The organism is Peribacillus sp. NPDC094092 (genome assembly GCF_050279365.1).
Classification (GTDB): domain Bacteria; phylum Bacillota; class Bacilli; order Bacillales; family DSM-1321; genus Peribacillus.
In genome coordinates this window covers 992578-1018034 of the sequence record NZ_JBNNUC010000002.1, presented here as the reverse complement: position 1 = coordinate 1018034, position 25457 = coordinate 992578, and the positions used below count along the sequence as shown (strand labels likewise).

The following is a 25457-nucleotide window of genomic DNA, read 5'->3' as shown; positions in this document are numbered from 1 at the left end:
ATCTTTTTTTCACCCTGTTTGCCACAGGGCAGCAAGGGATCACGTATTCAGTTGGCTTTTAATGAGCCAGGCTGCACCTATTACCCCTGCATCATTGCCAAGTGTGGCCAGGCTGATTTTCGTTGATTTACTAACCCGTTTGAATGCATACTTTCCGAAGGCAGAACGGACAGGATCAAGCAAAATGTCTCCCGCTTGCGAAACGCCGCCACCAATGACGATTTTATCTGGATTCATGACATTGCCAACATGTGATAATGCCAGACCCAAGTAATTGCCTACCTTATTTACCACAGCTTTGGACAAAGGATCACCTGCTGCAGCGCACTGGAATAACAGTTTGGAAGTAACCGCATTTCCCTCTTCGACTTTCTGCTGAAGCATTGACTGTTCATCGGCGGTATTCAAGGCCTCTAAAGCCATACGGACGATTCCCGTAGCTGAAGCAACCGTTTCCAAACAACCAGTCTTCCCGCAATTGCATGGTGCCCCTCCGTCCGTTACAACCGTTATATGCCCTATTTCTCCAGCAGCCCCACTGGTCCCATGGACAATTTGCCCATTATGGATGATCCCGCCGCCTACACCCGTTCCTAGAGTTACACAAACGAGGTCTTTGGCACCGTTACCGGCACCTTTCCACATTTCTCCCAAAGCTGCCATATTGGCATCATTATCGATCACTGCCGGAAGAGATGTCTCCACCTCCAATAAATCTTTTAAAGGATAGTCCTTCCAGCCCAGATTGACGGCTTCATATATGGAACCGTTAACAAATTTCACCGGCCCGGGAGCACCCATCCCTATCCCTACTATCTTACTTTTCGGTTCTTTAAGTTCCACGAGCTTCGCATCAATTGCTTTGGCTATGTTAATCGTAATGAATTTTCCCTTTTCGGAGATGTCGGTGTTGATTTCCCACTTATGAATAATCTCTCCGTATAAATTGATCAGAGCCAGTTTGGTAGTTGTACCGCCTAAATCCACACCCATCAGCCACTTTTCCATCATTCTCACCTTTTTTATCAATTTTTTTTCTGTTTTTCCCTTTCAAGAGACAATTGCTGCCTAATTAAAAGGATCGCCATTTGATAATCTTTCGTATCCATCATCTGCATACGGTGGATTTCCCTTATTTCGGCTTCCATCAGTTCAAGCTCGGCTAAGCGATCACCAATATAGATAAATGTACCAAATCTTTTCAAGTATTGTTGTAGATCATAATATGTTTTCATAGTAAACCTCTTTACTCTTTTCTATAGGAAAGTATATCGAATCAGCCTCTTTGTAACAAGCGCCCATTTCCCCTATGATAATTTCCCCCATCCCCCCACATACATGTCCAATTGTATTCATATGATGAAATATCAAGAATGTGGACTCTTTCGATTTGATTAACGGCTTAATGTTTAATGCATTCATCACGCGTGAAAACGGAGGGGAATAATGAAAGTACAATTGAAGTATACCGTCTTTTTGATTTTAACCACCATTTTTGTCATCCTTTATTTATCAAATCATAAACAGACAGAGGAAACCATCATTTTTTTTCCCATCGATTCCTCGCTCCATTTTGATTATGCCTCCACCAACCTGACACCGAACGGTACCGGGGATTCCACCTATACCATCACTTGGAGGGTAGATTCTTCTTTGGACCGGCCTGCTTACTTACGTCAGGACGTATCGCTTTTATACAAAAATGGAAAATTGACTGGAGCTTTAAAAAATTGGCGCCAAAATAAACAAGAACTCTCTCAAAAAGCAAAATCTAAAGAATCCGAGAGCGGGCGTTATGAAGCGGTAACATTTCATTATGCCGAGGTTCATCCGAGTGACACAATTTTCACCAGTGCCCAGCAGCTCAGTAAAGATAAACTCTATACAGTAACGACACCGGTTTTTCAATTTTTCCACCGTCCCCTTTCAGAAGAACAGGTTCAGTGGAAAAAAACGCTGGACAGCTTGACAGAGCAAACGGTTCGAAATGGTTTGGAGAAAGCGGGTCAAGCTTTTCAAGTGAATCTGGAACAGTTTGATATCATCTCTTTAACAGATCTGCCCTCAAAGAAAAATCAATGGCTTGCTGCCTTCCCCCAATTCAAACGGGAGGAAATTGTGGGGAAACTATGGGAAGGACTTTACAAAAATTATGTGTTGGGAATAAAAAAGGAGGATGGATCCACTGTGACTCCACAAGGTAGCACCACCCCCCTATTGCTTATGGCGAAGAATCAAAGTGAAATACTTGTCTTGTTTACCCTAAAAGACGGTACCCCAGTCATGTTGCGTCAAAAGTTATAGTTGCTTTTCAATTTCCGCCAGCAGTTTAGTGTATGACTTATTATCCGGGGCAAGCTCAATGGCCTTATCAGCTTGCTCCTTGGCTTGATCGAATGATCCGAGATTCATGTAGACTAAGGCAAGATTGTAATGGGCTTCATGCAAATCCGGATTACTTTCGATCGCTTTTTCATAATAATCCCTTGCTTTGTATATGTCCTTTTTATCAAAAGATAAATTTCCCAGTATAAAAAGCGATAGCGGTGCTTCTGGATTCGCATCCACATATTTGAATAGCATCTCTTCCGCTTTGTCCTCTTCATCATCATCTATATACTTTTGGGCCATTATGGCCATGGTATTATCATCTATTGCTGCACTTTCCTGATGATTGAAACCAAATTGCAGCAGGGCATAGGTCAGTATTACCGTCCCTATCAGAAAAGCCAGCTGCCGAAAGATATTCTTGGATTTTGGCAAATGGACCACTCCAGCAGCCAAGAACCCTCCGATCAAACCTCCGATATGCCCTGCATTATCAATTCCCGAAACGGTGAAACCATATATTAAGTTAATGATGATCAACACAATCACCGATGAGCCCATCGAACGCATGAATAATTTCGGATAGACGATGCCAAAGTACAGAAGTGCCCCAAAACAGCCAAAAATGGCTCCGCTCGCTCCCGCGGAAAGATTCGGGGTCATGATGAAGCTGCCTAAAGTTCCAGCGAAACCAGCGAATATATAGATGATAAGGAACCTGGCATTTCCGTAAATCCTTTCAACTTCAGCACCGATTAAATACAATGAAAATGTATTCATCAGTAAATGAATGAACCCAATATGGACAATCATCGGAGTAAAGAACCGCCACCATTCCCCTTGTATGATATAAGGGGAAAATTTAGCCCCAAACTCGATCAAAGTCTTTGAATTGGTGCTGCCCCCATTAAACTCCATCAAGATGAACACAGCTATTTGTATCGCCATGAATATATATGTAAAGAATGGCTTATTGGCATTTTGAAATACCTTTTGCTCTGCCTTTGCCTTTTTGACTGACTCCGAGATGGCAGCCTTCTTTACTGCGATGACCTTTTCCTCATCTATTTCATTTTCTTCAGGAATTTGAATTGAAAATGGTTTTTTCAAAACAAGTTCAAGGTTTTGCAACGAATCATGAAAGTTTTCACACGTTAGAAGAAACGTGTGGACATTCGTTTTTTTAAAGGAAGCCACCCGTGAACTAAATTCATGATCATCCACCGGGGCGAATTTACTAACATAGATACTTAATATGTTTATGGGCTTCTTGTATAATTTCCTTCTGATCCTTTCCCCATTCTGCAATGTTCGGTCGATATCGCGTTTCAGCCAATTAGCCCAATCCAAATCATGCCTAATGAGTCTTATGACTGGAAACTCCTTATTCTTATCGCTCTCTAGCCAAATCTCCTGATGGTTTTCCGTGACAGTGATCATTCGATAATCATAATGGGCAGACAACTCCCTTATGGTTTCCCAATACAAATAATCCTCTTTAAATCCCAATGCCTTCCCCACTTTCCAATGAAACTTAGGCTTCTAAAATTCCTGTTTCTTTAATTAAAACTATAGACGAAATCATGTAAAAAGTAAAAAAGGAGACTGCTTAAAATCCACTCTCCCCTATCCTTATAAATAAAAAAGGAACCCCTGATCAGGTTCCTTTTCAAGACGCCGGCATCCTCATTTGGTCTGAGTGAACATGCTTTGCATCATTTTATCCCTGAACATTGGCATATCCAAGGATTTAGTCACTAGAAATCTTCTCAGTACGCCGTTGGACAGCGCAACATTTATCAGGCGGTACCGGTTTTGGTAACCTGCATAAACAACTAAACCAACCAAGAAGATTTGAATAATTATTCGAAGCATAACAATCCCTCCTATCAATAGTTTGATACAGGACAGGATTTTTATGAGCTAAAAGTGATAATTAATAAACATGTTCTTAATGAGCGTACGTGCGTATAATCCTGGATGGGGTAATGAGTTTGCCGACCGCTATATCATGTACCTCTATCGGGAGTTCATCCATTAATTGAAGCTCGTATGTAAGGGCCAATGTATCACCACGGTAAAAGGATAGGAAACGGTCATAATAGCCCCCTCCAAAGCCTAAGCGATACCCTTCCTTGGTAAAAGCAAGACCGGGTACGATCAATGCATCCAATTCCTCTTTGCGAGCTTTGGCCGTTTCAGCGACTGGTTCCAGCAATCCGTAATAAACAGACTCCAGCTGATTGAAGGACGAAATTTTTTTGAATTCCATTGTCTTTTTTTCAGGATCACATTTTGGCACTGCCACTTCTTTCCCTTCACTCCATGCTTTTTCGATGATCCGTACCGTTGGAACTTCAGGCGGGATGGAGATGGTGATGCCAATTTTTTCTGCTTTTTTCCATTCCTCCAGGGAAAATAAGTTTTCAGCGATTCTGTTCGATAGTTCTTCATGTTCCTCTTTAGTCAGCTCCATTAAACGGGACCTAACTTCTTGACGGATCTTATTCTTGTTTTCTCTCATCTCTTCCGACTCCTTTAGTCTATCTCTTTCATTATCTCATAATATTTGTTCATTTTCGAAAATACCGTGTCGGAAATTGCCGAATCATTAGGGCTTTCTGAAAATATTCACGAAAGGAAAGTGAGAAAGAAGGAATTAAAAAAATGAATAAAAAAAACAACAGGAAAAATCCTGTTGCTTACTTTGTTTCACGGTGAGTCGTGCTGCGTTTTTCTCTTGAGCAGTATTTTTTAAGCTCAAGACGGTCTGGATTGTTACGTTTATTTTTTTTAGAAATATAGTTACGGTCTCCACATTCAGTGCAAGCTAATGTAATATTCACGCGCATTGTGTATTTCCCTCCAAACATATTGACATTTTCACATAGGACTTTTCTATAATAGCATTATTCAATGCGAATTGCTAGTATGTTTTTTGGGAAATCCAACATTAAGTTTTTGAATTCTTAATTGTTTACGTTTTGCATCGTCAGGAGGAGCTGATTATTTATAACTTTCGCTTCTTCTTTCGTTTCAGCATGAATGACCCATGCCACGGCTTCCACACATTCTTTCGGTAATATTTCCGTCTCTAACGTAAACACACTGGTAACTTCCCCTTTGGCGAGTGGTGAATAAGCCAGGAGTCCTTCTTTCAATGATTTGAAGCACCCCTCTTGATAAAGGCTTCCCTTACCTTGGATGCAATATTGGGAGATGCTTTTTCCTTTCACCAATCCACCCAATAAGGCAATCGATTGAGGGGCTACATGTAAAATCGCCCGTTCATTCGGGCTATAAAAGGCTACTGCCTGCCTTTCGAAAGCGTTTTCATAGTGAAAAAACACTTTAGGACGCTTAGTCTCGAATGATGTATTCCTAATCGTGAACTTCGAAAAGGTCACCTGCCCTTGGGTATATGTTTGTGAAAGTGTCCGGATCTCTCCATTAGGATGACTCATCATATCTTCCTCAGGATACCAATCAAAACTCCCATCCATCCATAGCCCAACTTTTAGTCCCTTACGGAATATATCCTGGTTATCCTGCGGCATATACGCGAATAGCGAATTCATAATAATCATCCCTTCCCCTTTATTTATCTTTATATAACTTATCGTTAGGCGCTGACAGTGAAACAATCACTTAGAATCTGCACACCATTTTCTTATAGGTTGAACGATTTTAACTATTCAAAATATTTTGTTTTTTTCGATTTATTCTATCTTTATGTTAGCACTGAATTGGCTGATGGACAATAAACACTTTTTGTCGAATTTTATGTATGTTATCTCTCAAAGGTTTTTTTCCCGTTTTAATATCTAATTTTTTTTCTTCAGCGACGGTCATAAGGCTTTTCGTCATTTTTTTTAAAAAAACAGAAGATAAATGAAGGATAAGTCCCATTTTGAATATGAAAATCTCCATTTTTTTAAAAATATGTGTAAAATATAAGTATATTGTCGAAATTTATCTTCTGAGGTGAAAACATGGTAACACTTATCATCCTTCTCTTTTCATTAGCAATCGTCCTTCTCATCATTTCCTATTTCGGTAAAGATAAAGTTGCCAAATTAGAAGAAGATTTAGAACATATGACACTAACGTATATGCAGGATATCTACCAATTAAAGATGAAGGTGAAGATACTTGAAGAGGAATTCGTCATCCAGGACGACATTGTTCCCCCTGTTAAGGATAAATCAACTGTCAATCCCAATGATATCGAACCTATTCATGACATTCTAAAAAGCCAGGTTCTATCTTTATATAGTCAAGGTCTTTCTTTGGACCAGATAGCTGGACAATCCTCGTTAACGAAGGAACAAACCATTTCAGTGATCGAGCAGCAAAGATTGCGGGGTGAATGAACATGAACAAAGCAAGACTGCAAGGTCTTTCCGCCGGGATCATTTTTACCACAACAACCTTTGCTGGCTTTTATTATGGGACCGGATTATTCGAAGGCCCCCCCCTACTGCGGAGGAAGCCAAGAAATTGCTCGTGGAAAAGGGATACGTCGTTACACTTCCTATGGAGGAAGCTAAAAAGACCGTGCGACCCAAGGATCCGGTTAAGGAATCAATGGAGAAAGAGGCTTCAATAAAAGATCCCTCCATCGTCACTTATACACTTAAAGTGAAATCGAATATGACCGCAACAGAAATTGCCGAAAGCCTTTCCAAGGAAAAAATCATCGAGGATTCTGCTGAATTTGAAGCTTACATGAATGACCGTGATTTCTCAAAAAAAATACAAATCGGCGAGTTTGTTGTTACAAATAATATGACATATAGACAATTGGCCCATACTTTGACCCATTAATGAATAAGAGAGACTTTTAAATGGACGATGTCCGATAAAAAGTCTCTCTTATTTACATTAGGATGTAATCATTCATTCCTGCTGATATATCTTCCTCTTACCAGGAAGTAAATATTCTCTGCGATATTCGTTGTATGGTCCGCTGTCCTTTCCAAATATCGGGCAATTAAGGAAAGTTGTGTAACCTGCTGCAGGTTTTTTTCATCTGAAAGGCGAAGGAGACTTCGAATCATATCTCCATAAAAGCGATCAACCTCATCATCCATTTCAATGATTTCCCTTGAAAGAACAACATCTTCCTTCTCAAATGCTTCTATCGAAAGTTGAATCATTTTTAATGTGATATCATGCATCTGCTTTAATGGTGTTAATGGCAGAATAAATGGCTGGTCACCGATTCGAATGGATGCTTTAGCGATATTCACACCAAAGTCAGCCATCCTTTCAATATCCGAGGCGATTTTTATGGCAGCAATGATGCGCCTTAAATCAATTGCAACCGGCTGTTGCTTAGCAATCAGTAAAATCGCAAAGTCATTGATCTCCTCTTCCAGTAAATCAGCTATTGTATCATCATCAATAACTTCAAGAGCATCATCCACATTATTGTTTTCCAGTGCGGCATATGATTTCGATATGGCACCTGAAGCTAAATTAGCCAATTTCACTATTTTCTCCTGTAGCTCTTTCAATTGAAGCTCGAAATTTTCACGAACGATCATTATCGCATCTCCCTTTCTCTTTAACCGAAGCGTCCGGTAATGTAATCTTCTGTTCTTTTATCATTCGGATTAGAGAAGATGGTGTTTGTATCAGAATATTCGATGACTTCCCCATTTAAGAAGAAGGCTGTTCTATCAGAGATACGTGCTGCTTGCTGCATGTTATGTGTAACGATGATGATGCTGACATCCTTTTTCAGTTCTTGGACCAATTCTTCTATTTTCAAAGTGGATATCGGATCAAGGGCAGAAGTCGGTTCATCCATTAAAATGACATCTGGCTCGATTGCCAAACATCTCGCAATACAAAGACGCTGTTGCTGTCCGCCTGAAAGTCCATATGCATTTTCATGCAGACGGTCTTTCACCTCATCCCAAATGGCTGCCCCTTTTAAACTCTTCTCAACGATCTCATCAAGAATTTTTTTATTTTTAATTCCATGGATTTTTGGTCCGTATACAACATTTTCATAAATTGATTTAGGGAAGGGATTAGGCTTTTGGAAGACCATCCCCACCTGTGTCCTTAAATCTTCCACCTTATAGGACTGATCGAGGATATTCCTGTTTCTATATTTAATCTGTCCTGTCGTTTTCACATCCGGGACTAGTTCTATCATACGGTTCAATGTTTTGATGTATGTGGATTTCCCGCATCCTGAAGGCCCGATGATGGCGGTCACTTCATTTTGATGCATATCCAGATTAATATTTTTCAAAGCATGGTTTTCTCCATACCATAAATTGAGATTGGATGTTTCATACACCTTTTTCGTCAAGGCAGCTGGTCCGACATTTTCGATCCCGATTGCATGTGACTCTTTTTCTCTCGTTAAGGTCATATTCACGCTTCCTTCCTCCTGTCAGTATCTTTTCTGGAATTTATTTCGAATGATAACCGCTATTGAATTCATGATTATTAACAGGAAGAGTAATACGATGATCCCCGCGGCAGCAACCTGCTGGAATTCCTCCTGCGGACGAGATGTCCAATTATAGATTTGCATTGGCAGCACTGTAAATGTATCCATGAACGATTGTGGTAAAAAGGCGATGAACATTGGTATGCCAACCACCACCAATGGCGCCGTTTCACCGATTGCCCGTGACAAAGCAAGTATTCCTCCAGTTAAAATGCCAGGTACGGCAGCCGGCAGGACCACTTTCAATATGGTTTGCCACTTCGTTGCACCCATTCCAAATGAAGCTTCCCTTAAATCACGAGGTACGGCACGTATGGCCTCTTGGGCAGCTACTATGATAACCGGGAGAACGAGCAGGCTCATGGTCAAGCCTGCTGCCAATATGGACCGGTCCAAGGCTAGTGCACGAACGAAAACCGTTAAGCCCAGCAGTCCAAATACAATTGATGGGACACCTGCCAGATTGGAAATATTCACTTTGATAAAAGTGGTGATCCAATTCTTTTTGGCATACTCCTCTAAATAAATGGCCGTTCCAACACCAAGCAGCAGGGAAACTGGAGCCACCACTACCATCAACCAGATTGAACCGATCAGTGCTGCTTTTATACCAGCCTCTTCAGGTTTCCTTGAAGCGAAATTCTGAAGGAAATCCCCATTCAGACTGCCAATTCCTTGAGTGAATATCCGATAAAATAAGATGGCCAATACTAGGAGGCCAACCAATGTTGCCAAGAAGAATAATCCTTTACAAATCGTGTTAACAGCCAGCCTAGCAGGCATTTTTTTTGCAACATGACTTTTGTTTATCAGTTTCATGTCTTAATATTCCTCCCTGAACTTGCGAGAGATGAACTGCGCCAGTAAATTCATGACAAGCGTAAAGACGAACAGTGTCATTCCAACCGCATATATGCTGTAGTAAATCGTTGTCCCGTATCCTGCATCCCCCGAACTGACCTGAACGATATAAGCGGTCATCGTTTGAATTGATGAAGTGACATCCATGCTCATATTTGGAGTCGAGCCACCGGCAACGCTCACAATCATGGTTTCCCCGATCGCTCTTGATAAAGCAAGGACGATGGATGCCACAATTCCTGAAATGGCTGCTGGCAATACCACTTTAATTGTCGTTTCGAGTTTCGTTGCTCCTAAAGCATACGCACCTTCGCGAATCGACTTAGGCACCGATACAAGGGCATCTTCCGACAATGAGGCTATCATCGGCATGATCATGATACCTACAACGATTCCTGGACTCAAGGCATTGAACATGTCAAGGGAAGGAAATAGATCCCGCAAAACCGGTGTTACAAAAGTTAAGGCAAAAAAACCGTAAACGATAGTAGGAATCCCAGCTAAAACTTCTAAAATCGGCTTGATGATTCTCCGTGTTTTCTCTGATGCATATTCACTCAAGAAAATGGCTGTTGCAAGTCCTACCGGAACTGCAACCGCCGCTGCTATGACTGTTATCTTCAACGTTCCAACTATAAGTGGCATAATCCCAAAGGAAGGTGTAGATGCAAATGGCAGCCATTTAGCTTCCGTAAAAAATTCGACGATGGAAACTCTGTCAAAAAAGATAAATGTTTCAAATATAAGGGTCAGTATGATCCCGATTGTAGTAAAAACGGAAATTGCCGCCGTAAGGAACAAAAGCTTAGGTATGACTTTTTCCATATTGATTTTTTTCTTACTTTTCTTTTCCAGAATCATTTGCTGTACAGAATAGGTTTCTGTTTTTCTAAGTTCCAACTTGCATCCTCCATTTCAGACACGCAATATTTGGATTTACAAGCTGTTACCCCCGCCTTAATCGAGTCAAGGCGGGATTTCAGTAGCCTGTAATATCGTTTTATTTTTCCAGTTCTTTTAATTTATCAAGATCTTTCTGGTATTCTTCTTCCGGCAGGCTGATATAACCCACTTCTTCAGCAAGCTCTCCTGCATTTTCAATGACGAATTGAGTATAATCTGCGACTTGTTCTTTTTCAGCTACAGACTTATTAGCTACATATGTGTAAAGTGGACGTGATAACGGTGCATACTCCCCACTTTTGATCGTTTCATGTGTTGGTTCAACAGCACCTTTGCCATTGTCGATGGAAATGATCTTCAACTTATCCTTATTTTCTGCATAGTAGGCATAACCGAAGAATCCGATCGCATTTTTATCACCTTCTACACCTTGTACAAGAACGTTATCATCTTCTGAAAGCGTAGCATTTTCCACCATCGGTTTTTCTTCAAGGATCACTTCATTGAAATAATCATATGTTCCTGAATCTGTTCCCGGAGAGTAGAATTTAATTTCTTCGTTCGGCCATTCAGGACGTATATCAGACCATTTCTTCACCTTTCCATTATCAACCCACAGTTTTTGAAGTTCTTCAACTGTTAGTGAATCAATGAATTCATTATCTTTATTGGCGACGATTGATATCCCGTCAAAAGCCAGTTTCAATTCTGTATATTTAACTCCCTTTTCATCAAGTAAGGCACTTTCTTCTTCTTTCACCGGGCGGGATGCATTGGCTAGGTCCGTATCACCAGCGATGAATTTCTTGAATCCCCCACCTGTTCCTGACGATCCAACTGAAACCTTCACATCAGGCTGTGTAGCCATATATTCTTCTGCAACTGCCTCCATGATTGGAAAGACCGTTGAAGAACCATCCGTAATAACTTCGCCCTTGAGTTGATCTGAAGCCGCTTCATTTCCTTTACCGCTGTTTGAAGTATCATTTGATCCACATCCAGCTGCCACTGCGATTACTCCACCCATTACTGCGGTCATAGCCATAAATTTGAAACGTCTCATTTGTAAATCCCCCTAAGAATTTTATATGAATATTTTGTCCTACTCTCACATCATACTTTCAGACTGTAAATTCCGTTTAAAGCATTTGTAAACATTCAGTAAATAATTGTGTGTTATTTGTAAAGGCGAAAGAACAGTACTGATCTCGTTCTTAAAACACAAAAAAACACGTTTTCGGTTTTACCCAAAAACGTGTTTTAACCTTTTATTCATTTTCCTGGCTTTTCCTGACGTCAGCCTGGTCCTTTTGAACGTCTTTACCATTCTCTACTTTCAAATCAGTCGAGGTTTCGGTATTTTCCGTTTCCTTCTTAGCCCGTTCTTTTTTCAGTTCGAAATAAGTATCCATAATTTCTTCACCTATCTCTTTACTCATGCTGTGGCCTGAATGTCCTTGGTATGCCCACGGAACAACGACCGCAAAAGCGACCTCCGGATTTTTGGCTGGGGCATATCCTACAAGCGTGATGTTCATCGTTTCTTGGGGCTCGTTATAATCCATCCGGTTCGGGCCATCATAGAATGCTTCCGCCGTCCCGGTTTTAGCTGCCACCGTATACGGTTTATTCCCAAAATAGGTATAAGCCGTTCCGCCTTGTTCCATCGCAACTTTATCGAAACCGCTCTGAACACGTTCAATCCACTCTTCCTTCATATCAAGACGATTAAGGACAGTCGGTGAAACGTCTTCGGCAACTGGCCCCAATTCCTCATTATTATCAACCGGATCGCGGATTTCCTTAACCATATGCGGCTTCATGCGGTTACCGCCATTCGCAATGGCTGAAACATATTGCGCGAGCTGCATTGGTGTATACGTATCATACTGGCCGATGGCAAGGTCAAGCAGTTTACCAGGAGATACGTCAGAACCTTTGAACCCGCTCATTTCATTCGGAAGATCAATCCCCGTACGGACTCCCAAGCCAAACTGGGCGAATGAATTTCGCATGGTCGTAAAGGCGCTTGAACTAATATTCAACGGTTCATTCGGCACATAATGTGCACCTGCAATATTTATTGCCGTTCTGAACATATAAACGTTCGAAGATACTTTCAATGCGGTCAAATCATTTATGTTCCCGAAGTCACTATATGAACCTTTGGCCGGTGTACCTTTGATTTTCAACTTCGTATCATAAAAGTACGTACCCGGCTGGATCGCACCTTGCTGATAACCGGTTAAAACGGTAGCACCTTTAACCGCAGAACCCATCGTATAGGAAGTCGTGATATTTCCTAATGCGAAGTCCTCAATCGAGGATTTCCCCGTTTTTGGGTCCTTCTCATATTTCTTGCCAGCCATCGTCAATACTTCCCCCGTATCGGGATCCATCATAACGACAAAGGCCCTGTCCAAGAATTTGGTGTTACCCATTTTTTTCTTGGCGATCAATTGCTTTTCAATGATCTCCTCTGTTGCAAGCTGTAAATCCATATCAACTGTCAATATAAGATCTTTTCCTCGCGAACCTTCGGTTATCACTTCGGAATCGACGACATTTCCTGATTTATCGGTCACATTCCTTACTTTCGCTTTCTGCCCTTGAAGGATATCTTCATATTGCGCCTCAATATAACTCTTACCTACACGGTCATTCCGGCTGTAATCACGTGCAAGGTAGTAGTTCAGGCTTTCACTAGGCAACCCTTCTTCAGATGAGGAAACTTTACCCAATACAGATTTAAGTGTTTTATTATATGTATAAAAACGATCCCAATCTGTAGATACATCGACCCCTGGGAGAGAATCAAGGTTTTCACTCACCCTGGCGAATTCTTCTTTTGTTACTTTCTTGTTTTTCACGATTTGCGGTGTAAGGGCATATCCGCTTGCAAACTCCCTGTAGATCGCAAGGACCTCCAGATCTTTTTCCGAAAGCTTTGTTTCTTCTTCAGTTATCCGATCAAGCTGAAGCTTATACAATTCACTTTCTTCCATCTCGCCCTCTTCCACTTTTTTCCGTTCTTTATCCGTAATCTTTTTCTCGGCCAGCTTTGGATTTTTCAAAATCCAAAAATCCTTTTTATCGCGCTCAGTCACTTTGTCTGTTTCCTTTTCGATCAACTTCGCGAGTTTCTCAGCCGTTTCCACCATTTCTGTTTGTTTCGTACCTTGCTTTCGTGTATATGTAATTGCATCCAGTGGTTGGTTATCGACCATCAGTTTTAAATTCCGGTCATACATTTTCCCACGGGGCACCGAATTATTCACGGTCACTTCCTCTGTTCTTTCAATCTCACGCCGGTAATCATCACCATAAACAATCTGTACAACTCCCAAGCGTAAAATTAAAGCGGAAAACAAAACAAACACTAAAAAGAAAAGAATATTCAATCTGAAAGGCACATGCGTCTTTTTCTTTTTCTTTTTATTCACACTAAGCCACACATCCTTTTTTACATAGTCATAATAGGTCCTATACTATTCTATAGAACATTTATATTTTTTTCTACCTTAGTGTTCTAGAAATATTAAACAACTAACGAACATTACATAAAAAGTGACTTACGGCTCATAAATCCCAAAACCGTAAGTCATGTAGATTGAAAAGAGGCCTCTAAGGCCTCTTTTCAATCTTGGTCAATGAATTCGATTTTCCGTACAAACCAATATATCACGGTATGCCCAGCACCGACAATTAACAGATAAATCGGCAGTAATTGCTTTAGGTCGAATAACATGACGGAAAGTATGAATCCTGATATGGATACAATCCTTCCAATATGGACGAACAGCTCCCTGACAACGATATATTCAATCCTCATTTCCGCTGCTTTCCAAGCCCGTCCTATAATGTCATAAGTCAATGATATATAAGGGACCAAAAGAATAGGATAAGCGGTAGCGACAATTGCCCCATAAATGAGAAGCTTCCCGAATGTGATATCAAATGCAATCAATAAGACACCTGCATACAACAGGATTCCTCCAATAAGGATGGCCTTTTTTCGCATCGGCTGTTTTATATACCGTGAAGCCAAAAAATACGCAACGAATGATATGGCCGAATTTAACAGACCATAGCTCCCTAACGCAAGTTCACTATCCGTCTGAATGAAAACGGTAATCGAAATGATGAACATGAATGTACCCTCTCGTATCCCTTGAAAAAAGTGGGCACGAGTGATCAAGAGCCAATTCCGATTATTTTTCCGTTCCTGCAATATCCGAAGAAAACAGTATCTTCCATGCGCTGGACGTCTTTTTAACGAAAAGCTAAGAAACACCGCAACGGAAAACAAAAGCAAGGACAATCCGAATACAATGGAATAACCCGTGAATTTTTCTAGCCTTGAAATGATGAACCCTGAAAGAATCGGACCGACCATTCCCCCCAGTGATGATAAAATCCCTAAAAAACCATTGAAGAAATCCCTTGTTTCCGGTTCAGTTATCTCAAATGTCAATACATTATAAGCAAGCCAATAAAACCCATAACCGATTCCTAACAGTGCTCCAAGCAACCAAAGGAAATCCGTAGCCCTTGTGCCAACCAATAGCACTGATAAATAAAATAGGGCCAAAAAGATAACACCCAGACGCAAAACAATGATTCGATCAACCTTCTTCGCCAGCCTGCCAGCAAAGACAAAAGTAAGCGGCTGAAAAAGCACCACGGTTAGATTATATACGGCAATATCAACTATTTGACCGGATTGTTTCCACAAGTACACATTAACGAATGTATTGGATAAAGCAATACTGAGGCTGTACAGCCCGCCAATAAACAAAAGGAGGTGCAAATCCTTCTTCCCTCCCGCTTCACCCAACCATCTCTCTAAAATACCCATTGTTTTAACTCTCCTTTAAATTCCACTCTAGTGTTTGAAAAAACAAAAGAATTTATGTAAAAAAAGGTAAAGAAAACTCTTCGATTGGCGAAGACAGAGAAGTAGTTGCACTTACACTGTTTTCCTTAAAGGCCCTTTCTTTTCAATCATGGACAGTGTAAAGAAAACTCTTCGATTGGCGAGACAGAATGGCGATGACAGAGAAGTAGTTGCACTTACACTGTTTTCCTTTTGAACTCAAAAAATAAATACAGTGTAAAGAAAACTCTTCGATTGGCGAGACAGAATGGCGATGACAAAGAAGTAGTTGCACTTACACTGTTTTCCTTAAAGGCCCTTTCTTTTCAGACAGAGAAGCAGTTGCCCTTACACTGTTTTCCTTTTGAACTTGAACAATAACAGTGTAAAGAAGCTCTTCGATTGGCGAAGACGAGGGGGATGTTCATGAATTTGGAGTGTATACTCGTGAATTCGGGCTTTAATTCATGAATTTTTGAGCTTTTACTTGTAAATTTTTATGGTTTTACTCCTGAGTTTCGAGATTTCACTCAGGAATTGGAGTGTTTACTCGTTGGTGCGTTACTCGTGAATTCGATGCTTTTACTCGTGAGTTTGAAGATATTACTCGTGAATTTGCCTTTAGATTGCTTTTCTTCCATGTTCCCGTTCGGATAAAAGAAACAAAAAAAGACAGGATTCCTTTTCATAAAAGGAATCCTGTCTTTTTTAATTACAAATTATTTTGCAGCACTGTAACGTTTTGCAACTTCATCCCAGTTTACAACATTCCAGAAAGAATTGATGTATTCAGGACGGCGGTTTTGGTAGTTTAAGTAGTAAGCATGTTCCCAAACGTCCAATCCAAGAATCGGTGTTTTACCTTCTGATAATGGATTGTCTTGGTTTGGTGTGCTTGTTACTTCCAACTCGCCATTGTTGACTGCAAGCCAAGCCCAGCCAGATCCAAAACGAGTAGTAGCCGCTTTAGCGAACTCTTCTTTAAAGCTGTCAAAGCTTCCGAATTTTGAAGTGATAGCATCCGCTAATTCACCAGTTGGTTGTCCGCCGCCGTTAGGTGAAAGGATTTCCCAGAATAAAGTGTGGTTGGCATGTCCGCCACCATTGTTGCGTACAGCTGTACGAACAGCTTCAGGTACTGCGTCAAGGTTAGCGACGATTTCTTCAACGCTTTTGCTTAGAAGTTCTTGGTTGCCTTCTAGCGCATTGTTCAGGTTTGTCACATATGTGTTGTGATGTTTAGTGTGGTGAATGTTCATTGTTTCTTTGTCGATGTGTGGTTCTAATGCATCATATGCATACGGTAATTGTGGAAGTTCAAAAGCCATAATAAAATTCCTCCCTATGTAAGCTGTTTTTTTGAGGGCTTCAGTTCTCGAAAGATACCTAAAGCTCGCTAGCAATAGAGTATCAAATTTTTGTAACCGTTTCAAACCTTATGCCTCAATTTTTCATTTTTCGATTATATTTCCTATGAGAATACCACGAATATAAAATATCCAATCATCAGAAGTTGAATGATGCCTTTTGTGATTACGCTGCTTATAAAGCCTACAACGGAACCAAGGCCGATCTTTGAAGCAGTAACCGGGTCTTTTTTATGCACTATTATCTCAGCAAGGAACGCCCCGATGAATGGACCTATCAGTATTCCGACGAACGGAATCACGAATGGCCCGACCAGAAGCCCGATCGTACTGCCCCAAATTCCCGCTTTCGTTCCTCCATACTTTTTGACCCCGACCATGTTCGCAATATAATCGGCGGCGAATAAAAGGATGACGAATAAAATTTGGACCGTCCAGAAAAACCAGCCAAATGGTTCAAAAGAATAAAATAGTCCATATAACAATATTCCCCCGAAAATGAACAAAACACTTGGGATGATTGGAAAAATCAGACCGACAAATCCCATTATGAACATGAGGGTGATGATTATCCAAAATAGTGTATCCATAACCGAAACGCCCCTTTCTCATTTCATTTATAATTTGACTTTATCTCTCCATAATTACCTCATTACTGACGGTTGAAACCAATGCAGTGGAATACAGGTTGTTTTATCTTTCCCATATAGTTAAAATTGGTTAGGAATCTTATATAGTTAGGTGCTGAAAACATTGAACATATTCAAACAACTGTGGGTAAGCTTATATTCTCCTAAAGATATCGCTTCCTTTCAAAACCAAGGTATCGGGAAAACGATTTTATTCGTTTTCTTTATAAGTCTCATCGCCTTTCTCCCTTCAGCTTTTTATTTCGGTACAATGGTAGCTGACGGGATAGATGCCATGCACGAAACAGTATCCGAAGACTTACCGCCATTTGAAATCAAAAATGGCACGTTGACGACTGAGAAAGATGAGCCATTTAGCCTGAATAAAAACGGATATCAAATTTTTGTAGATGGCACGGGAGCCTTGACCCCGGAAGAAGTAGCCGCAAAAGCTGATGAGGCTGTCGCGCTTTTAAAGTCCGATCTGGTTTTCGTATCCGGAGGCAACGTGCAATCCTCTCCATATTCAGTTCTGGAGGGAGATAATCAGGAAATATCCACTTGGCTTGATTCAGTTGAATCTGTACTGCCGATCATCCTTCCATTGCTTCTACTTATATTATACCTGTTTACTGCTAGCGGAATCTTCATTAAAGTGACAATCCTTGCCGCTTTCGGAATTTTTTTCAAAAATGCGCTTGGCCGTCCTCTTTCCTATAGGCATCTTTGGCGAATCGGTGCATACAGCATAACGCTTGCCACCATATTCTTCACCATCATGGATGCTTTTCAAGCAATGGTACCATTCGCTTCCATCATTAGCTGGTTTGTGACATTGATGATGTTATATTTATCCATCAAAGAAACTTCAGCCGATAAAATTGGAAATTGACATGAAAAAGTTTCGAACCCAGACAGTAGGCAAACTCGATGTACGTTTGCCTACTGTCTTTTATGGGTTTGAAAAATTCGTTGATAGGTAAATAGAGCACCGAGCTTTTTTAAGCAGGTGTCCCGTACACCGGTGCCAATCGATTTGTTAATTTGACTCATTCATCTACAAGCCAAGATCCGCCCACCTGGTCCGGATCTTTTTGCTTTCGCAAAAACTTTCCCGCATATGACTACAGTAATCATTTTTTTATATCTACTTAATTCGACAAAATACTCACCAAGTTATTCCTATACTTATGGTTGAAATAGTATTTAAGAGGTGATAGACGTGAAGGAGAGTCATATTGATGTACAGTGGTTGTTACTCATAATGGAGGCAAAAAAGATTGGCCTGACCCCAAAGGAAATTCGCTCCTTTCTTAGCACACATTCAAATATTAAGGATGCCACTCAACCGAAATAGAAAATATGGTTGGTCAATCTCACATTCCATTTGAAAAAACCGCCCATTTTTAGGCATATTTTTTGTCTCCTCCAAGTATGATGAATTAAAGACAAGCTTGGGAGGATGGAAAATTGAAACGGCTACTGCTTTTTATCTCATTCTGTTTCACTTTATTTATTATTTATTTTGATTTGACTACGGGTACCCTGCCGGCTTCCCATCCACCGGCCTCCACAGGCGAACCGGCCGTGCCGGCCAGTCAGCCAGCATCCGCACCAACTGCCGCTTATAAAGAAATCACCATGAAACCCGGGGATACCTTACTTTCCATTGTTGAAACGGAAAAAGACGGATCCAATCAGCCAATCGAAACGATCATTGCTGACTTTCAAAGTTTGAATGAAGGATTGAAGCCCGAAAATATGCAGATTGGCAAAACATATAAGATTCCCGTTTATAAATGACTGTCAAAAGGGTCTGCGCCTTCACAAGAACCATTAAAGGCGATTTCCAGGCACCAGGTATATCCTGAAATAGGAAATATCTCATATTGAAAAAAGATTATGCGTCCTATTTCCTTGTCAAGCGGTATGTACATTGATACAATATTTCAGAGAAGCAAATTAAAAATCAAAACTGATTTTTTTCCTAAAGGAGAGAATTCCACTTGAGTGAAATCATACATCGCACCAAGACGCGGCCAGTTAAAGTCGGAAACTTAACGATTGGCGGCAATAATGAAGTTATCGTACAAAGCATGACAACGACAAAAACACATGATGTTGAAGCAACGGTTGCAGAAATCCTTCGTCTTGAAGAAGCGGGATGTCAAATCGTACGTGTCGCCTGTCCGGATGAAAGGGCAGCCGATGCAATCTCCGAGATAAAGAAACGGATAAACATCCCTCTTGTAGTCGATATCCATTTCGATTACAAACTTGCCCTGAAGGCCATTGAAGGCGGAGCGGATAAAATCAGGATAAATCCTGGTAACATCGGACGCCGTGAAAAGGTTGAAGCAGTCGTGAAAGCTGCAAAGGCAAAAGGAATCCCAATCCGCATCGGGGTAAATGCTGGTTCTCTCGAGAAGAAAATCATCGAGAAATATGGCTTCCCGACTGCTGATGGAATGGTGGAAAGTGCTTTACACCATATCAAGATCCTGGAAGATCTCGATTTCCATGACATCATCGTTTCCATGAAGGCTTCCGATGTCAATTTAGCCATCGAAGCATATGAAAAAGCTTCAAAAACATTCGATTATCCTTTACATCTTGGGATTACGGAATCAGGGACACTGTTTTCCGGGACCGTAAAAAGCGCTGCAGGACTAGGTGCCATCCTAAGTCAAGGAATCGGGAGCACGATACGTGTTTCCTTAAGTGCCGACCCTGTCGAAGAGGTGAAGGTGGCAAGGGAGCTTCTAAAAGTATTTGGCCTTGCTTCCAACATGGCCACTTTAATTTCCTGCCCAACTTGCGGTCGAATCGAGATTGATTTGATTTCCATCGCCAATGAAGTTGAAGAGTACATCCAGACGGTTAAAGCACCAATCAAAGTTTCAGTGCTTGGTTGTGCGGTAAACGGCCCTGGAGAAGCCCGTGAGGCTGATATCGGCATTGCAGGGGCCCGTGGTGAAGGGTTACTTTTCAGAAAAGGTCAAATCGTACGTAAAGTGCCTGAAGAGACCATGGTCGAGGAACTGAAAAAGGAAATTGACAAAATCGCTGAAGAGTACTATGAAAAACAAAGAGCCGAAGCTGCTGCTGCTGCAGCTACACTCAATAAATAAAGCAAAAAAATCCCGAATTTTCATTATCGGGATTTTTTGTTTTATTTGAAAAACCCTTTGATGCATGATGACATCAAAGGGTTTAATGTGCTAAAAGAACGGCAGGATGAATATGGCAACAATGATGGAGACTGCACCTATGCCGATTGCCCAAGTACCCAGGTTCGATCCTCGGCTTCTGGCCACTATCCCTACAATGATACCTACAATCCCTAAAATGAAAGGCATCATGAATAACGATAAAATGGAGATGATCAATGATATGACACCAATCGCTTTTCCTCTTGATGCCACATCCCCCGAACCATCCACTGCAGGTTCATCATTTCTATATGACCTGATTCGCTGAGGCGGTGTTGAAATCTCGGCAGACGTTTCTTCCTGATACCGGTTGTCCATATTGGTTATGTTTCCCCGACTCTCATATCGTCTGTCATCTTCAGGTGTATCTTCATTATAATACCGCTCATGATGCTGATCATCCACAACGGTTGGTTCACTGCCTTCTTTCGCCAATTGCATTTCATCGTCAATACTGGAGTATTGATCTTTTTCCATTCGTGCATCCCTCACTTTCGTTTGTGAAGCATTTATAGTGTATGTAAAAATTGCAGGAACCATCGTGAAAATGGTTTCATGTCTTGGAAATAAATACGGGTTTTTACCAAAGCTATGAGTGGATATGTTACACTATTACAAGTATTAATAATGAGGAGAGATTCATCATGAAAAAACGTTTTGGCATCGATATAGACGGGACTGTCACAAGACCTGATTCCATGGTCCCCTTTTTAAATAAAGCTTTTCAGCTGAATTTAGCCTATGAAGACATTACCGAATATGACTTATTACCTTTTGTGAATGTTCCAAAAGAGGATTTCACTAAATGGTTCATTGAGACCGAGCCGCTCATCTATTCCGAATCATTATTGGCTGAGGGTGCGAAAGATGTATTGGAAAAATGGGCAGAACATGCCAACCTTTATTTCATCAGTGCCAGGAGCACCCGTCTATTGGATGTAACGAAGGATTGGTTCACGACTAATCAAGTCCTTTATGATCATATAGAACTTGTGGGTTCACACGATAAGATTGCTGCAGCCAAAAAATTCAAAGTCGATCTCTTTTTAGAGGACAAGCACGATAACGCAGTGGCGATTTCGGAGGAGTGTAAAATACCCGTGATTTTATTCAATACTCCCTACAACCAAGATCCCGTGCCTGAAAGGGTGATTCGGGTCAACAATTGGCAAGAAGCCTCAGCCTGGGTGAATAACTGGATGTCAGGAAAAGTGGCGAGTATAAAATGAAATAAGAAAAAACCATTGACTGGAGGTCAATGGTTTTTATGCTTCCAAAGATACGCTACATGCGGGACAGCGTCCGTAAATTTCAAATTTATGCCCCGAAACATCATAGTCCTTCAAGCTTTCCTGAAGTTCCTGCATCGGACACAGTTCGATTTCTTTCGTTTTTCCACAATTCAAACAGATGAAGTGGTGATGGTGGGAAGAATGACCGCATGTAAAACGAAATCGCTTTTCCCCTTCCAACTCGGTCGCTTCAAAGATGCCGAGTTCGACAAATAAGGAAAGGTTCCTGTAAATCGTATCGAAGCTTAATCCTGGATAATCCTGTTTCATATTCTCCAATACATCTTTGGCCGTTAAATATTTATCACTGGAAGAGAAAAGCTGAAGCATTTCTTCCCTCTTTCCTGTATGCTTAAAACCTTTATCTTTCAAAAGTTGCATGGCAGTAGTTACGTTCAAAATACATCACCCCATCTATCGATTTTTCCACTTATCAAACAAAATTGACAAGATGAGAATTAGTACAGCTATAATTACTATGGTCCCACCAGGTGCAAGGTCAAGGTTGTATGATAAGAATAATCCGCCAATGACAGAAACTTCACCAAATAATACCGAATAACCGATCATCTGCTTAAAGCCCTTCGCAAAACGGAGACTAGCTGCTACCGGAAGCGTCATGAGCGAAGATACAAGCAATATGCCAATGATTTTCATGGAAGCCGCAATGACCAATGCGACCATGACAATGAAAATAAAATGAATCGCTTTATAAGGTATTCCAGACGCCTTGGCATGCTCTTCATCAAAAGATAACAGAAATAATTCTTTATACAATAAAGTAAGCATCAAGGCTACGACTATCCCCACTGCCAAAATGACATAAAGGTCCGCCCGGCTGACGGCGCTGACACTGCCGAATAAATAACTATATAAATCGGTATTGAAACCATCTGCAACGGATATGAAAATGACACTAAGACCCATCCCGCCGGACATTATGATCGGGATTGCAAGCTCTTGGTAATGCTTGTACACCCCTCTTAATTTTTCAATGAATAATGAACCACCTACAGAAAAAGCCATTCCAATATAAAGCGGATTCAACCCTGCTAAAGATAGAAAGCTCTTCTGCAGCAATAAACTAAACGCTATACCAGCAAGCGCTACATGACTGAGCGCATCGGAAATCATCGACATCCGCCTTACCACGATAAAAACGCCCACTAATGGCGCAATCGCTCCGATGATGATTCCGGTCAAGAATGCGTTCTGCAAAAACTCAAATTGCAATATCCCCGATATCATTGGGCTATCCTCCAAAACATATTAATGATCATGATTTAAAAATTGGACCCCATGTCCATAAATGGCCGAGAGTTCCCCTTCATCCAATTCATTATATTCACGGGCATCCCCATGAAAATGAAGTTTTTTATTCAAGCAGGCGACATGTGTGACTTTATCGGTCACAGTCCCAACATCATGGGTTACTAAAATCAGGGTTATTCCTAATTTTTTATTCAACATCTCAAGCATATCATAAAATTGGTGGACGTTTTTTGAGTCAACGCCAACCGTGGGTTCATCCAATATCATCAATTCCGGTTCGCTGACAAGTGAACGGGCAATGAATACCCTTTGCTGTTGGCCTCCGGACAATTCACCGATATTACGGTTCTGATATTCAAGCATATCCACGGATTCCAGAGCCTTCTTCACCTTTTGCTTATCCTCTTTGCCTGCAAACTTAAACAAGCCAATTTTTTTGGTCAAACCGCTCTGAACCACTTCAAAAACAGTGGCAGGGAACCCTGAGTTGAAGGAATTTGCCTTTTGGGAGACGAACCCGACCTTTTGCCAATCTTTAAAGCGCCGTATGTCTTCCCCGAATATTTCAATTTTGCCCTTTTGAAGCTTGAACAGACCTAGCAGTAACTTCAAAAGCGTTGACTTACCGGATCCATTCGGCCCGACGATAGCTAAGAAAGCCCCTCTGGGAATTTCAAGTGAAACATGTTCCAGCACTAGATCTTTTGTATATTTGTAAGATATATCTTCAAATTTAACTATGGGGTTTACTACATTATCCAAAGAGATCACCTATTTTTTAAGAATCATTACGATTAACAATCGTTAGTATAAATCAAAGAAGTCCAGATGTAAAGAATCCGGTCCTTTAACAAGGACCGAGACTCCCTGTATCACAAAAAAATATCATCTGAATCAATTTACCGTAACCAAAACGAAGTTTCATGTTCACATACGTCTTCCTCCTTCATATGTTTTAACAAAGGAGGAGATCGTTTGAAATTATTTGAAATGATGGTCAATCATAAAATCAACAATATACGCCCCGATGAACTGCTTTCCCTTGCTAAACAGCATAAGGTTGCACTCACGCAAAAACAAGCACAGGATATCACTGCACTTCTGGCCGGTAAAAATATTAACATTTTTGATATACGTCAAAGACAGAACGTACTTGGGCAAATTGCAAAAGTTGCCGGGGCAAGCACAGCCAGGGAGATAGAATCCCTCTTCAACAACCTTACGGCCACTTTTTAAAGATCTTAAGTTTGTTGTTGGCAGTCTTTATTTGAGCATACTTAGTCAAATGAAAGGACGATTCATCTTTATTTCAATGAATCGTCCTTTTCTATTATGATTATTGTTGGAATTTGATTTTTTCCAATAAATCTTCTTCAAATTGATGATTCTTGAACATTTCAATTTCGAATTTATATGGTGCCCTTTTGTCTTTTTTGTCTTCCCCTACATAAGGTGTTTCTAGGATTTTCGGAACATTGCTTAATTGAGGATGGTGCACAATATCATTCAACGCCTTAAAACCAATATGACCAAATCCAATGTTCTCATGGCGGTCCTTACGGGCTCCGCGTTCGTTTTTGCTATCGTTTATATGAAGGACCTTGATACGGTCAACACCGACCAATTTATCAAATTCATTCAGTACGCCATCAAAATCCTCGATGATATTATATCCGGCATCGTGAGTATGGCAAGTATCGAAGCATACCGATAATTTTTCATTATGGGTTACACCATCAATGATCATCGCCAGCTCCTCGAAAGACCTGCCACATTCAGAACCTTTACCCGCCATCGTTTCAAGGGCAATCTGAACTTTATCATCGGCAGTCAGCACTTCATTCAAACCTTCGATGATTCTCTTGATTCCCAGTTCACTGCCAGCACCAACATGCGCACCTGGATGAAGTACGATTTGCTTTGCGCCAATCGCTTCGGTTCGATCGATTTCGCTGCGTAAGAAGTTGACTCCAAGCTCATATGTGGCTGGATTCGTGGTATTTCCTATATTAATGATATACGGGGCATGGACTACGATATCACTGATTCCATTCTCCTCCATATGCAGTCTTCCGGCTTCGATATTTAAATCCTCGATTTTTTTACGTCTTGTGTTTTGAGGGGCCCCTGTATAGATCATGAATGTGTTGGAGCCATACGAAGCCGCTTCTTGACTCGCAGCAAGAAGCATACCTTTCCCGCTCATTGAAACATGCGATCCAATCTTCAGCATCTGATTTCTCCC

General features: G+C 40.9%; 30 protein-coding genes. 9 read left to right on the top strand and 21 right to left on the bottom strand.

Annotated elements, in window-relative coordinates; all coding sequences use genetic code 11:
* Positions 1–39: 39 nt before the first annotated feature.
* Both ACQKNS_RS13935 and ACQKNS_RS13930 read right to left on the bottom strand, forming a co-directional pair.
* Entirely contained in the window at positions 40–1011 is a 972-nt protein-coding gene (locus tag ACQKNS_RS13935; RefSeq protein WP_427643643.1) for an ROK family glucokinase, read from the bottom strand.
* A 14-nt stretch (positions 1012–1025) separates the two neighbouring features.
* Positions 1026–1235: a YqgQ family protein gene (locus ACQKNS_RS13930; RefSeq protein WP_076365307.1), complete on the bottom strand. Its 210-nt coding sequence runs from the start codon at positions 1233–1235 to the stop codon at positions 1026–1028.
* A 211-nt stretch (positions 1236–1446) separates the two neighbouring features.
* On the opposite strand from ACQKNS_RS13930, the gene ACQKNS_RS13925 reads away from it, so the two are divergent.
* Complete coding sequence (locus ACQKNS_RS13925) at positions 1447–2304, top strand: hypothetical protein (protein ID WP_427643642.1); 858 nt, start codon at positions 1447–1449, stop codon at positions 2302–2304.
* Here the strand turns inward: ACQKNS_RS13925 and ACQKNS_RS13920 are convergent.
* The 5 genes from ACQKNS_RS13920 to ACQKNS_RS13900 all read right to left on the bottom strand — a co-directional run bounded on the left by ACQKNS_RS13920 (position 2299) and on the right by ACQKNS_RS13900 (position 5915).
* The gene (locus ACQKNS_RS13920) at positions 2299–3837 is read right to left on the bottom strand and encodes a rhomboid family intramembrane serine protease (protein WP_427643640.1); all 1539 of its coding nucleotides are present in this window, start codon (positions 3835–3837) and stop codon (positions 2299–2301) included. The genes ACQKNS_RS13925 and ACQKNS_RS13920 overlap by 6 nt on opposite strands.
* Before the next feature lie 177 nt (positions 3838–4014).
* On the bottom strand, positions 4015–4203 hold the full coding sequence (locus tag ACQKNS_RS13915) for a hypothetical protein (protein ID WP_427643638.1): 189 nt from the start codon (positions 4201–4203) through the stop codon (positions 4015–4017).
* Positions 4204–4279: 76 nt separating this feature from the next.
* Entirely contained in the window at positions 4280–4852 is a 573-nt protein-coding gene (locus ACQKNS_RS13910) for a 5-formyltetrahydrofolate cyclo-ligase (protein ID WP_427643636.1), read from the bottom strand.
* 178 nt (positions 4853–5030) lie between these two features.
* On the bottom strand, positions 5031–5180 hold the full coding sequence (gene rpmG / locus ACQKNS_RS13905) for a 50S ribosomal protein L33 (RefSeq protein ID WP_028391797.1): 150 nt from the start codon (positions 5178–5180) through the stop codon (positions 5031–5033).
* A 117-nt stretch (positions 5181–5297) separates the two neighbouring features.
* A complete protein-coding gene (locus ACQKNS_RS13900) occupies positions 5298–5915 on the bottom strand; it encodes a hypothetical protein (protein WP_427643635.1) in 618 nt (205 codons plus the stop codon).
* Positions 5916–6320: 405 nt separating this feature from the next.
* On the opposite strand from ACQKNS_RS13900, the gene ACQKNS_RS13895 reads away from it, so the two are divergent.
* Complete coding sequence (locus ACQKNS_RS13895; protein ID WP_427643633.1) at positions 6321–6701, top strand: hypothetical protein; 381 nt, start codon at positions 6321–6323, stop codon at positions 6699–6701.
* A gap of 127 nt (positions 6702–6828) precedes the next feature.
* Positions 6829–7155 (top strand): hypothetical protein, encoded by a 327-nt coding sequence (locus ACQKNS_RS13890; protein ID WP_427643631.1) that lies wholly within the window; start codon positions 6829–6831, stop codon positions 7153–7155.
* Between the two features lie 68 nt (positions 7156–7223).
* On the opposite strand, the gene phoU is transcribed toward ACQKNS_RS13890, so the two are convergent.
* From phoU to ACQKNS_RS13845, 9 genes are all read right to left on the bottom strand, one after another.
* Positions 7224–7877, bottom strand: a complete 654-nt coding sequence (phoU, locus tag ACQKNS_RS13885) for a phosphate signaling complex protein PhoU (RefSeq protein WP_192205541.1) — start codon at positions 7875–7877, stop codon at positions 7224–7226.
* 20 nt (positions 7878–7897) lie between these two features.
* Entirely contained in the window at positions 7898–8686 is a 789-nt protein-coding gene (pstB, locus tag ACQKNS_RS13880; protein WP_427644215.1) for a phosphate ABC transporter ATP-binding protein PstB, read from the bottom strand.
* 54 nt (positions 8687–8740) lie between these two features.
* Positions 8741–9619 (bottom strand): phosphate ABC transporter permease PstA, encoded by an 879-nt coding sequence (gene pstA / locus ACQKNS_RS13875; protein ID WP_427643629.1) that lies wholly within the window; start codon positions 9617–9619, stop codon positions 8741–8743.
* Positions 9620–9622: 3 nt separating this feature from the next.
* On the bottom strand, positions 9623–10522 hold the full coding sequence (gene pstC, locus ACQKNS_RS13870; protein ID WP_427644214.1) for a phosphate ABC transporter permease subunit PstC: 900 nt from the start codon (positions 10520–10522) through the stop codon (positions 9623–9625).
* Positions 10523–10661: 139 nt separating this feature from the next.
* Positions 10662–11627 carry a PstS family phosphate ABC transporter substrate-binding protein gene (locus tag ACQKNS_RS13865; protein ID WP_076365289.1) on the bottom strand — a complete coding sequence of 322 codons (966 nt, stop codon included), beginning with the start codon at positions 11625–11627 and terminating at the stop codon, positions 10662–10664.
* 205 nt (positions 11628–11832) lie between these two features.
* Positions 11833–14007, bottom strand: a complete 2175-nt coding sequence (locus tag ACQKNS_RS13860; RefSeq protein ID WP_427643627.1) for a peptidoglycan D,D-transpeptidase FtsI family protein — start codon at positions 14005–14007, stop codon at positions 11833–11835.
* Positions 14008–14201: 194 nt separating this feature from the next.
* The gene (locus ACQKNS_RS13855; protein ID WP_427643625.1) at positions 14202–15422 is read right to left on the bottom strand and encodes an MFS transporter; all 1221 of its coding nucleotides are present in this window, start codon (positions 15420–15422) and stop codon (positions 14202–14204) included.
* Between the two features lie 737 nt (positions 15423–16159).
* Positions 16160–16768 (bottom strand): superoxide dismutase SodA, encoded by a 609-nt coding sequence (gene sodA / locus ACQKNS_RS13850; protein ID WP_427643624.1) that lies wholly within the window; start codon positions 16766–16768, stop codon positions 16160–16162.
* Positions 16769–16911: 143 nt separating this feature from the next.
* Positions 16912–17397, bottom strand: coding sequence for a DUF456 domain-containing protein (locus tag ACQKNS_RS13845; protein WP_098369794.1), 486 nt, complete (start codon positions 17395–17397; stop codon positions 16912–16914).
* A 163-nt stretch (positions 17398–17560) separates the two neighbouring features.
* Here ACQKNS_RS13845 and ACQKNS_RS13840 point away from each other — a divergent pair, with 163 nt between their 5' ends.
* The 4 genes from ACQKNS_RS13840 to ispG all read left to right on the top strand — a co-directional run bounded on the left by ACQKNS_RS13840 (position 17561) and on the right by ispG (position 20567).
* Entirely contained in the window at positions 17561–18328 is a 768-nt protein-coding gene (locus ACQKNS_RS13840) for a DUF1189 domain-containing protein (protein ID WP_427643622.1), read from the top strand.
* Between the two features lie 321 nt (positions 18329–18649).
* The gene (locus ACQKNS_RS13835) at positions 18650–18793 is read left to right on the top strand and encodes an anti-repressor SinI family protein (protein WP_427643620.1); all 144 of its coding nucleotides are present in this window, start codon (positions 18650–18652) and stop codon (positions 18791–18793) included.
* Positions 18794–18906: 113 nt separating this feature from the next.
* Positions 18907–19239: a hypothetical protein gene (locus ACQKNS_RS13830; protein WP_427643618.1), complete on the top strand. Its 333-nt coding sequence runs from the start codon at positions 18907–18909 to the stop codon at positions 19237–19239.
* Positions 19240–19451: 212 nt separating this feature from the next.
* Complete coding sequence (ispG, locus tag ACQKNS_RS13825; RefSeq protein WP_427644212.1) at positions 19452–20567, top strand: flavodoxin-dependent (E)-4-hydroxy-3-methylbut-2-enyl-diphosphate synthase; 1116 nt, start codon at positions 19452–19454, stop codon at positions 20565–20567.
* A 90-nt stretch (positions 20568–20657) separates the two neighbouring features.
* Here the strand turns inward: ispG and ACQKNS_RS13820 are convergent, their stop codons facing one another.
* Positions 20658–21125 carry a DUF4190 domain-containing protein gene (locus tag ACQKNS_RS13820; RefSeq protein WP_427643616.1) on the bottom strand — a complete coding sequence of 156 codons (468 nt, stop codon included), beginning with the start codon at positions 21123–21125 and terminating at the stop codon, positions 20658–20660.
* Positions 21126–21292: 167 nt separating this feature from the next.
* On the opposite strand from ACQKNS_RS13820, the gene ACQKNS_RS13815 reads away from it, so the two are divergent.
* Positions 21293–21877, top strand: a complete 585-nt coding sequence (locus ACQKNS_RS13815; RefSeq protein WP_427643614.1) for a 5' nucleotidase, NT5C type — start codon at positions 21293–21295, stop codon at positions 21875–21877.
* Between the two features lie 36 nt (positions 21878–21913).
* Here the strand turns inward: ACQKNS_RS13815 and ACQKNS_RS13810 are convergent, their stop codons facing one another.
* From ACQKNS_RS13810 to ACQKNS_RS13800, 3 genes are read right to left on the bottom strand one after another with little or no spacing between them, the layout of a single operon-like run.
* Entirely contained in the window at positions 21914–22339 is a 426-nt protein-coding gene (locus ACQKNS_RS13810) for a Fur family transcriptional regulator (RefSeq protein ID WP_034308449.1), read from the bottom strand.
* A 15-nt stretch (positions 22340–22354) separates the two neighbouring features.
* The gene (locus ACQKNS_RS13805) at positions 22355–23188 is read right to left on the bottom strand and encodes a metal ABC transporter permease (protein ID WP_427643612.1); all 834 of its coding nucleotides are present in this window, start codon (positions 23186–23188) and stop codon (positions 22355–22357) included.
* Positions 23189–23209: 21 nt separating this feature from the next.
* Entirely contained in the window at positions 23210–23974 is a 765-nt protein-coding gene (locus ACQKNS_RS13800) for a metal ABC transporter ATP-binding protein (protein WP_427643610.1), read from the bottom strand.
* Positions 23975–24187: 213 nt separating this feature from the next.
* Here ACQKNS_RS13800 and ACQKNS_RS13795 point away from each other — a divergent pair, with 213 nt between their 5' ends.
* Positions 24188–24448: a DUF2624 family protein gene (locus ACQKNS_RS13795; RefSeq protein WP_427643609.1), complete on the top strand. Its 261-nt coding sequence runs from the start codon at positions 24188–24190 to the stop codon at positions 24446–24448.
* Positions 24449–24548: 100 nt separating this feature from the next.
* Here ACQKNS_RS13795 and ACQKNS_RS13790 read toward each other — a convergent pair whose 3' ends face one another.
* Positions 24549–25445: a deoxyribonuclease IV gene (locus ACQKNS_RS13790; protein ID WP_427643607.1), complete on the bottom strand. Its 897-nt coding sequence runs from the start codon at positions 25443–25445 to the stop codon at positions 24549–24551.
* Positions 25446–25457: the final 12 nt, after the last annotated feature.

Bases quoted from the DNA above. Each gene is read 5' to 3' on its own strand.
- ACQKNS_RS13865 (WP_076365289.1), bottom strand. From the start codon at position 11,627: ATGAGACGTTTCAAATTTATGGCTATGACCGCAGTAATGGGTGGAGTA.
- rpmG (WP_028391797.1), bottom strand. From the start codon at position 5,180: ATGCGCGTGAATATTACATTAGCTTGCACTGAATGTGGAGACCGTAAC.
- pstA (WP_427643629.1), bottom strand. From the start codon at position 9,619: ATGAAACTGATAAACAAAAGTCATGTTGCAAAAAAAATGCCTGCTAGG.
- ACQKNS_RS13925 (WP_427643642.1), top strand. From the start codon at position 1,447: ATGAAAGTACAATTGAAGTATACCGTCTTTTTGATTTTAACCACCATT.
- ACQKNS_RS13915 (WP_427643638.1), bottom strand. From the start codon at position 4,203: ATGCTTCGAATAATTATTCAAATCTTCTTGGTTGGTTTAGTTGTTTAT.
- ACQKNS_RS13790 (WP_427643607.1), bottom strand. From the start codon at position 25,445: ATGCTGAAGATTGGATCGCATGTTTCAATGAGCGGGAAAGGTATGCTT.
- ACQKNS_RS13805 (WP_427643612.1), bottom strand. From the start codon at position 23,188: ATGATATCGGGGATATTGCAATTTGAGTTTTTGCAGAACGCATTCTTG.
- ACQKNS_RS13935 (WP_427643643.1), bottom strand. From the start codon at position 1,011: ATGATGGAAAAGTGGCTGATGGGTGTGGATTTAGGCGGTACAACTACC.
- ACQKNS_RS13930 (WP_076365307.1), bottom strand. From the start codon at position 1,235: ATGAAAACATATTATGATCTACAACAATACTTGAAAAGATTTGGTACA.
- ACQKNS_RS13910 (WP_427643636.1), bottom strand. From the start codon at position 4,852: ATGAGAGAAAACAAGAATAAGATCCGTCAAGAAGTTAGGTCCCGTTTA.
- ACQKNS_RS13855 (WP_427643625.1), bottom strand. From the start codon at position 15,422: ATGGGTATTTTAGAGAGATGGTTGGGTGAAGCGGGAGGGAAGAAGGAT.
- phoU (WP_192205541.1), bottom strand. From the start codon at position 7,877: ATGATCGTTCGTGAAAATTTCGAGCTTCAATTGAAAGAGCTACAGGAG.
- ACQKNS_RS13820 (WP_427643616.1), bottom strand. From the start codon at position 21,125: ATGGAAAAAGATCAATACTCCAGTATTGACGATGAAATGCAATTGGCG.
- sodA (WP_427643624.1), bottom strand. From the start codon at position 16,768: ATGGCTTTTGAACTTCCACAATTACCGTATGCATATGATGCATTAGAA.
- ACQKNS_RS13845 (WP_098369794.1), bottom strand. From the start codon at position 17,397: ATGGATACACTATTTTGGATAATCATCACCCTCATGTTCATAATGGGA.
- ACQKNS_RS13895 (WP_427643633.1), top strand. From the start codon at position 6,321: ATGGTAACACTTATCATCCTTCTCTTTTCATTAGCAATCGTCCTTCTC.
- pstC (WP_427644214.1), bottom strand. From the start codon at position 10,522: ATGATTCTGGAAAAGAAAAGTAAGAAAAAAATCAATATGGAAAAAGTC.
- ACQKNS_RS13900 (WP_427643635.1), bottom strand. From the start codon at position 5,915: ATGATTATTATGAATTCGCTATTCGCGTATATGCCGCAGGATAACCAG.
- ACQKNS_RS13815 (WP_427643614.1), top strand. From the start codon at position 21,293: ATGAAAAAACGTTTTGGCATCGATATAGACGGGACTGTCACAAGACCT.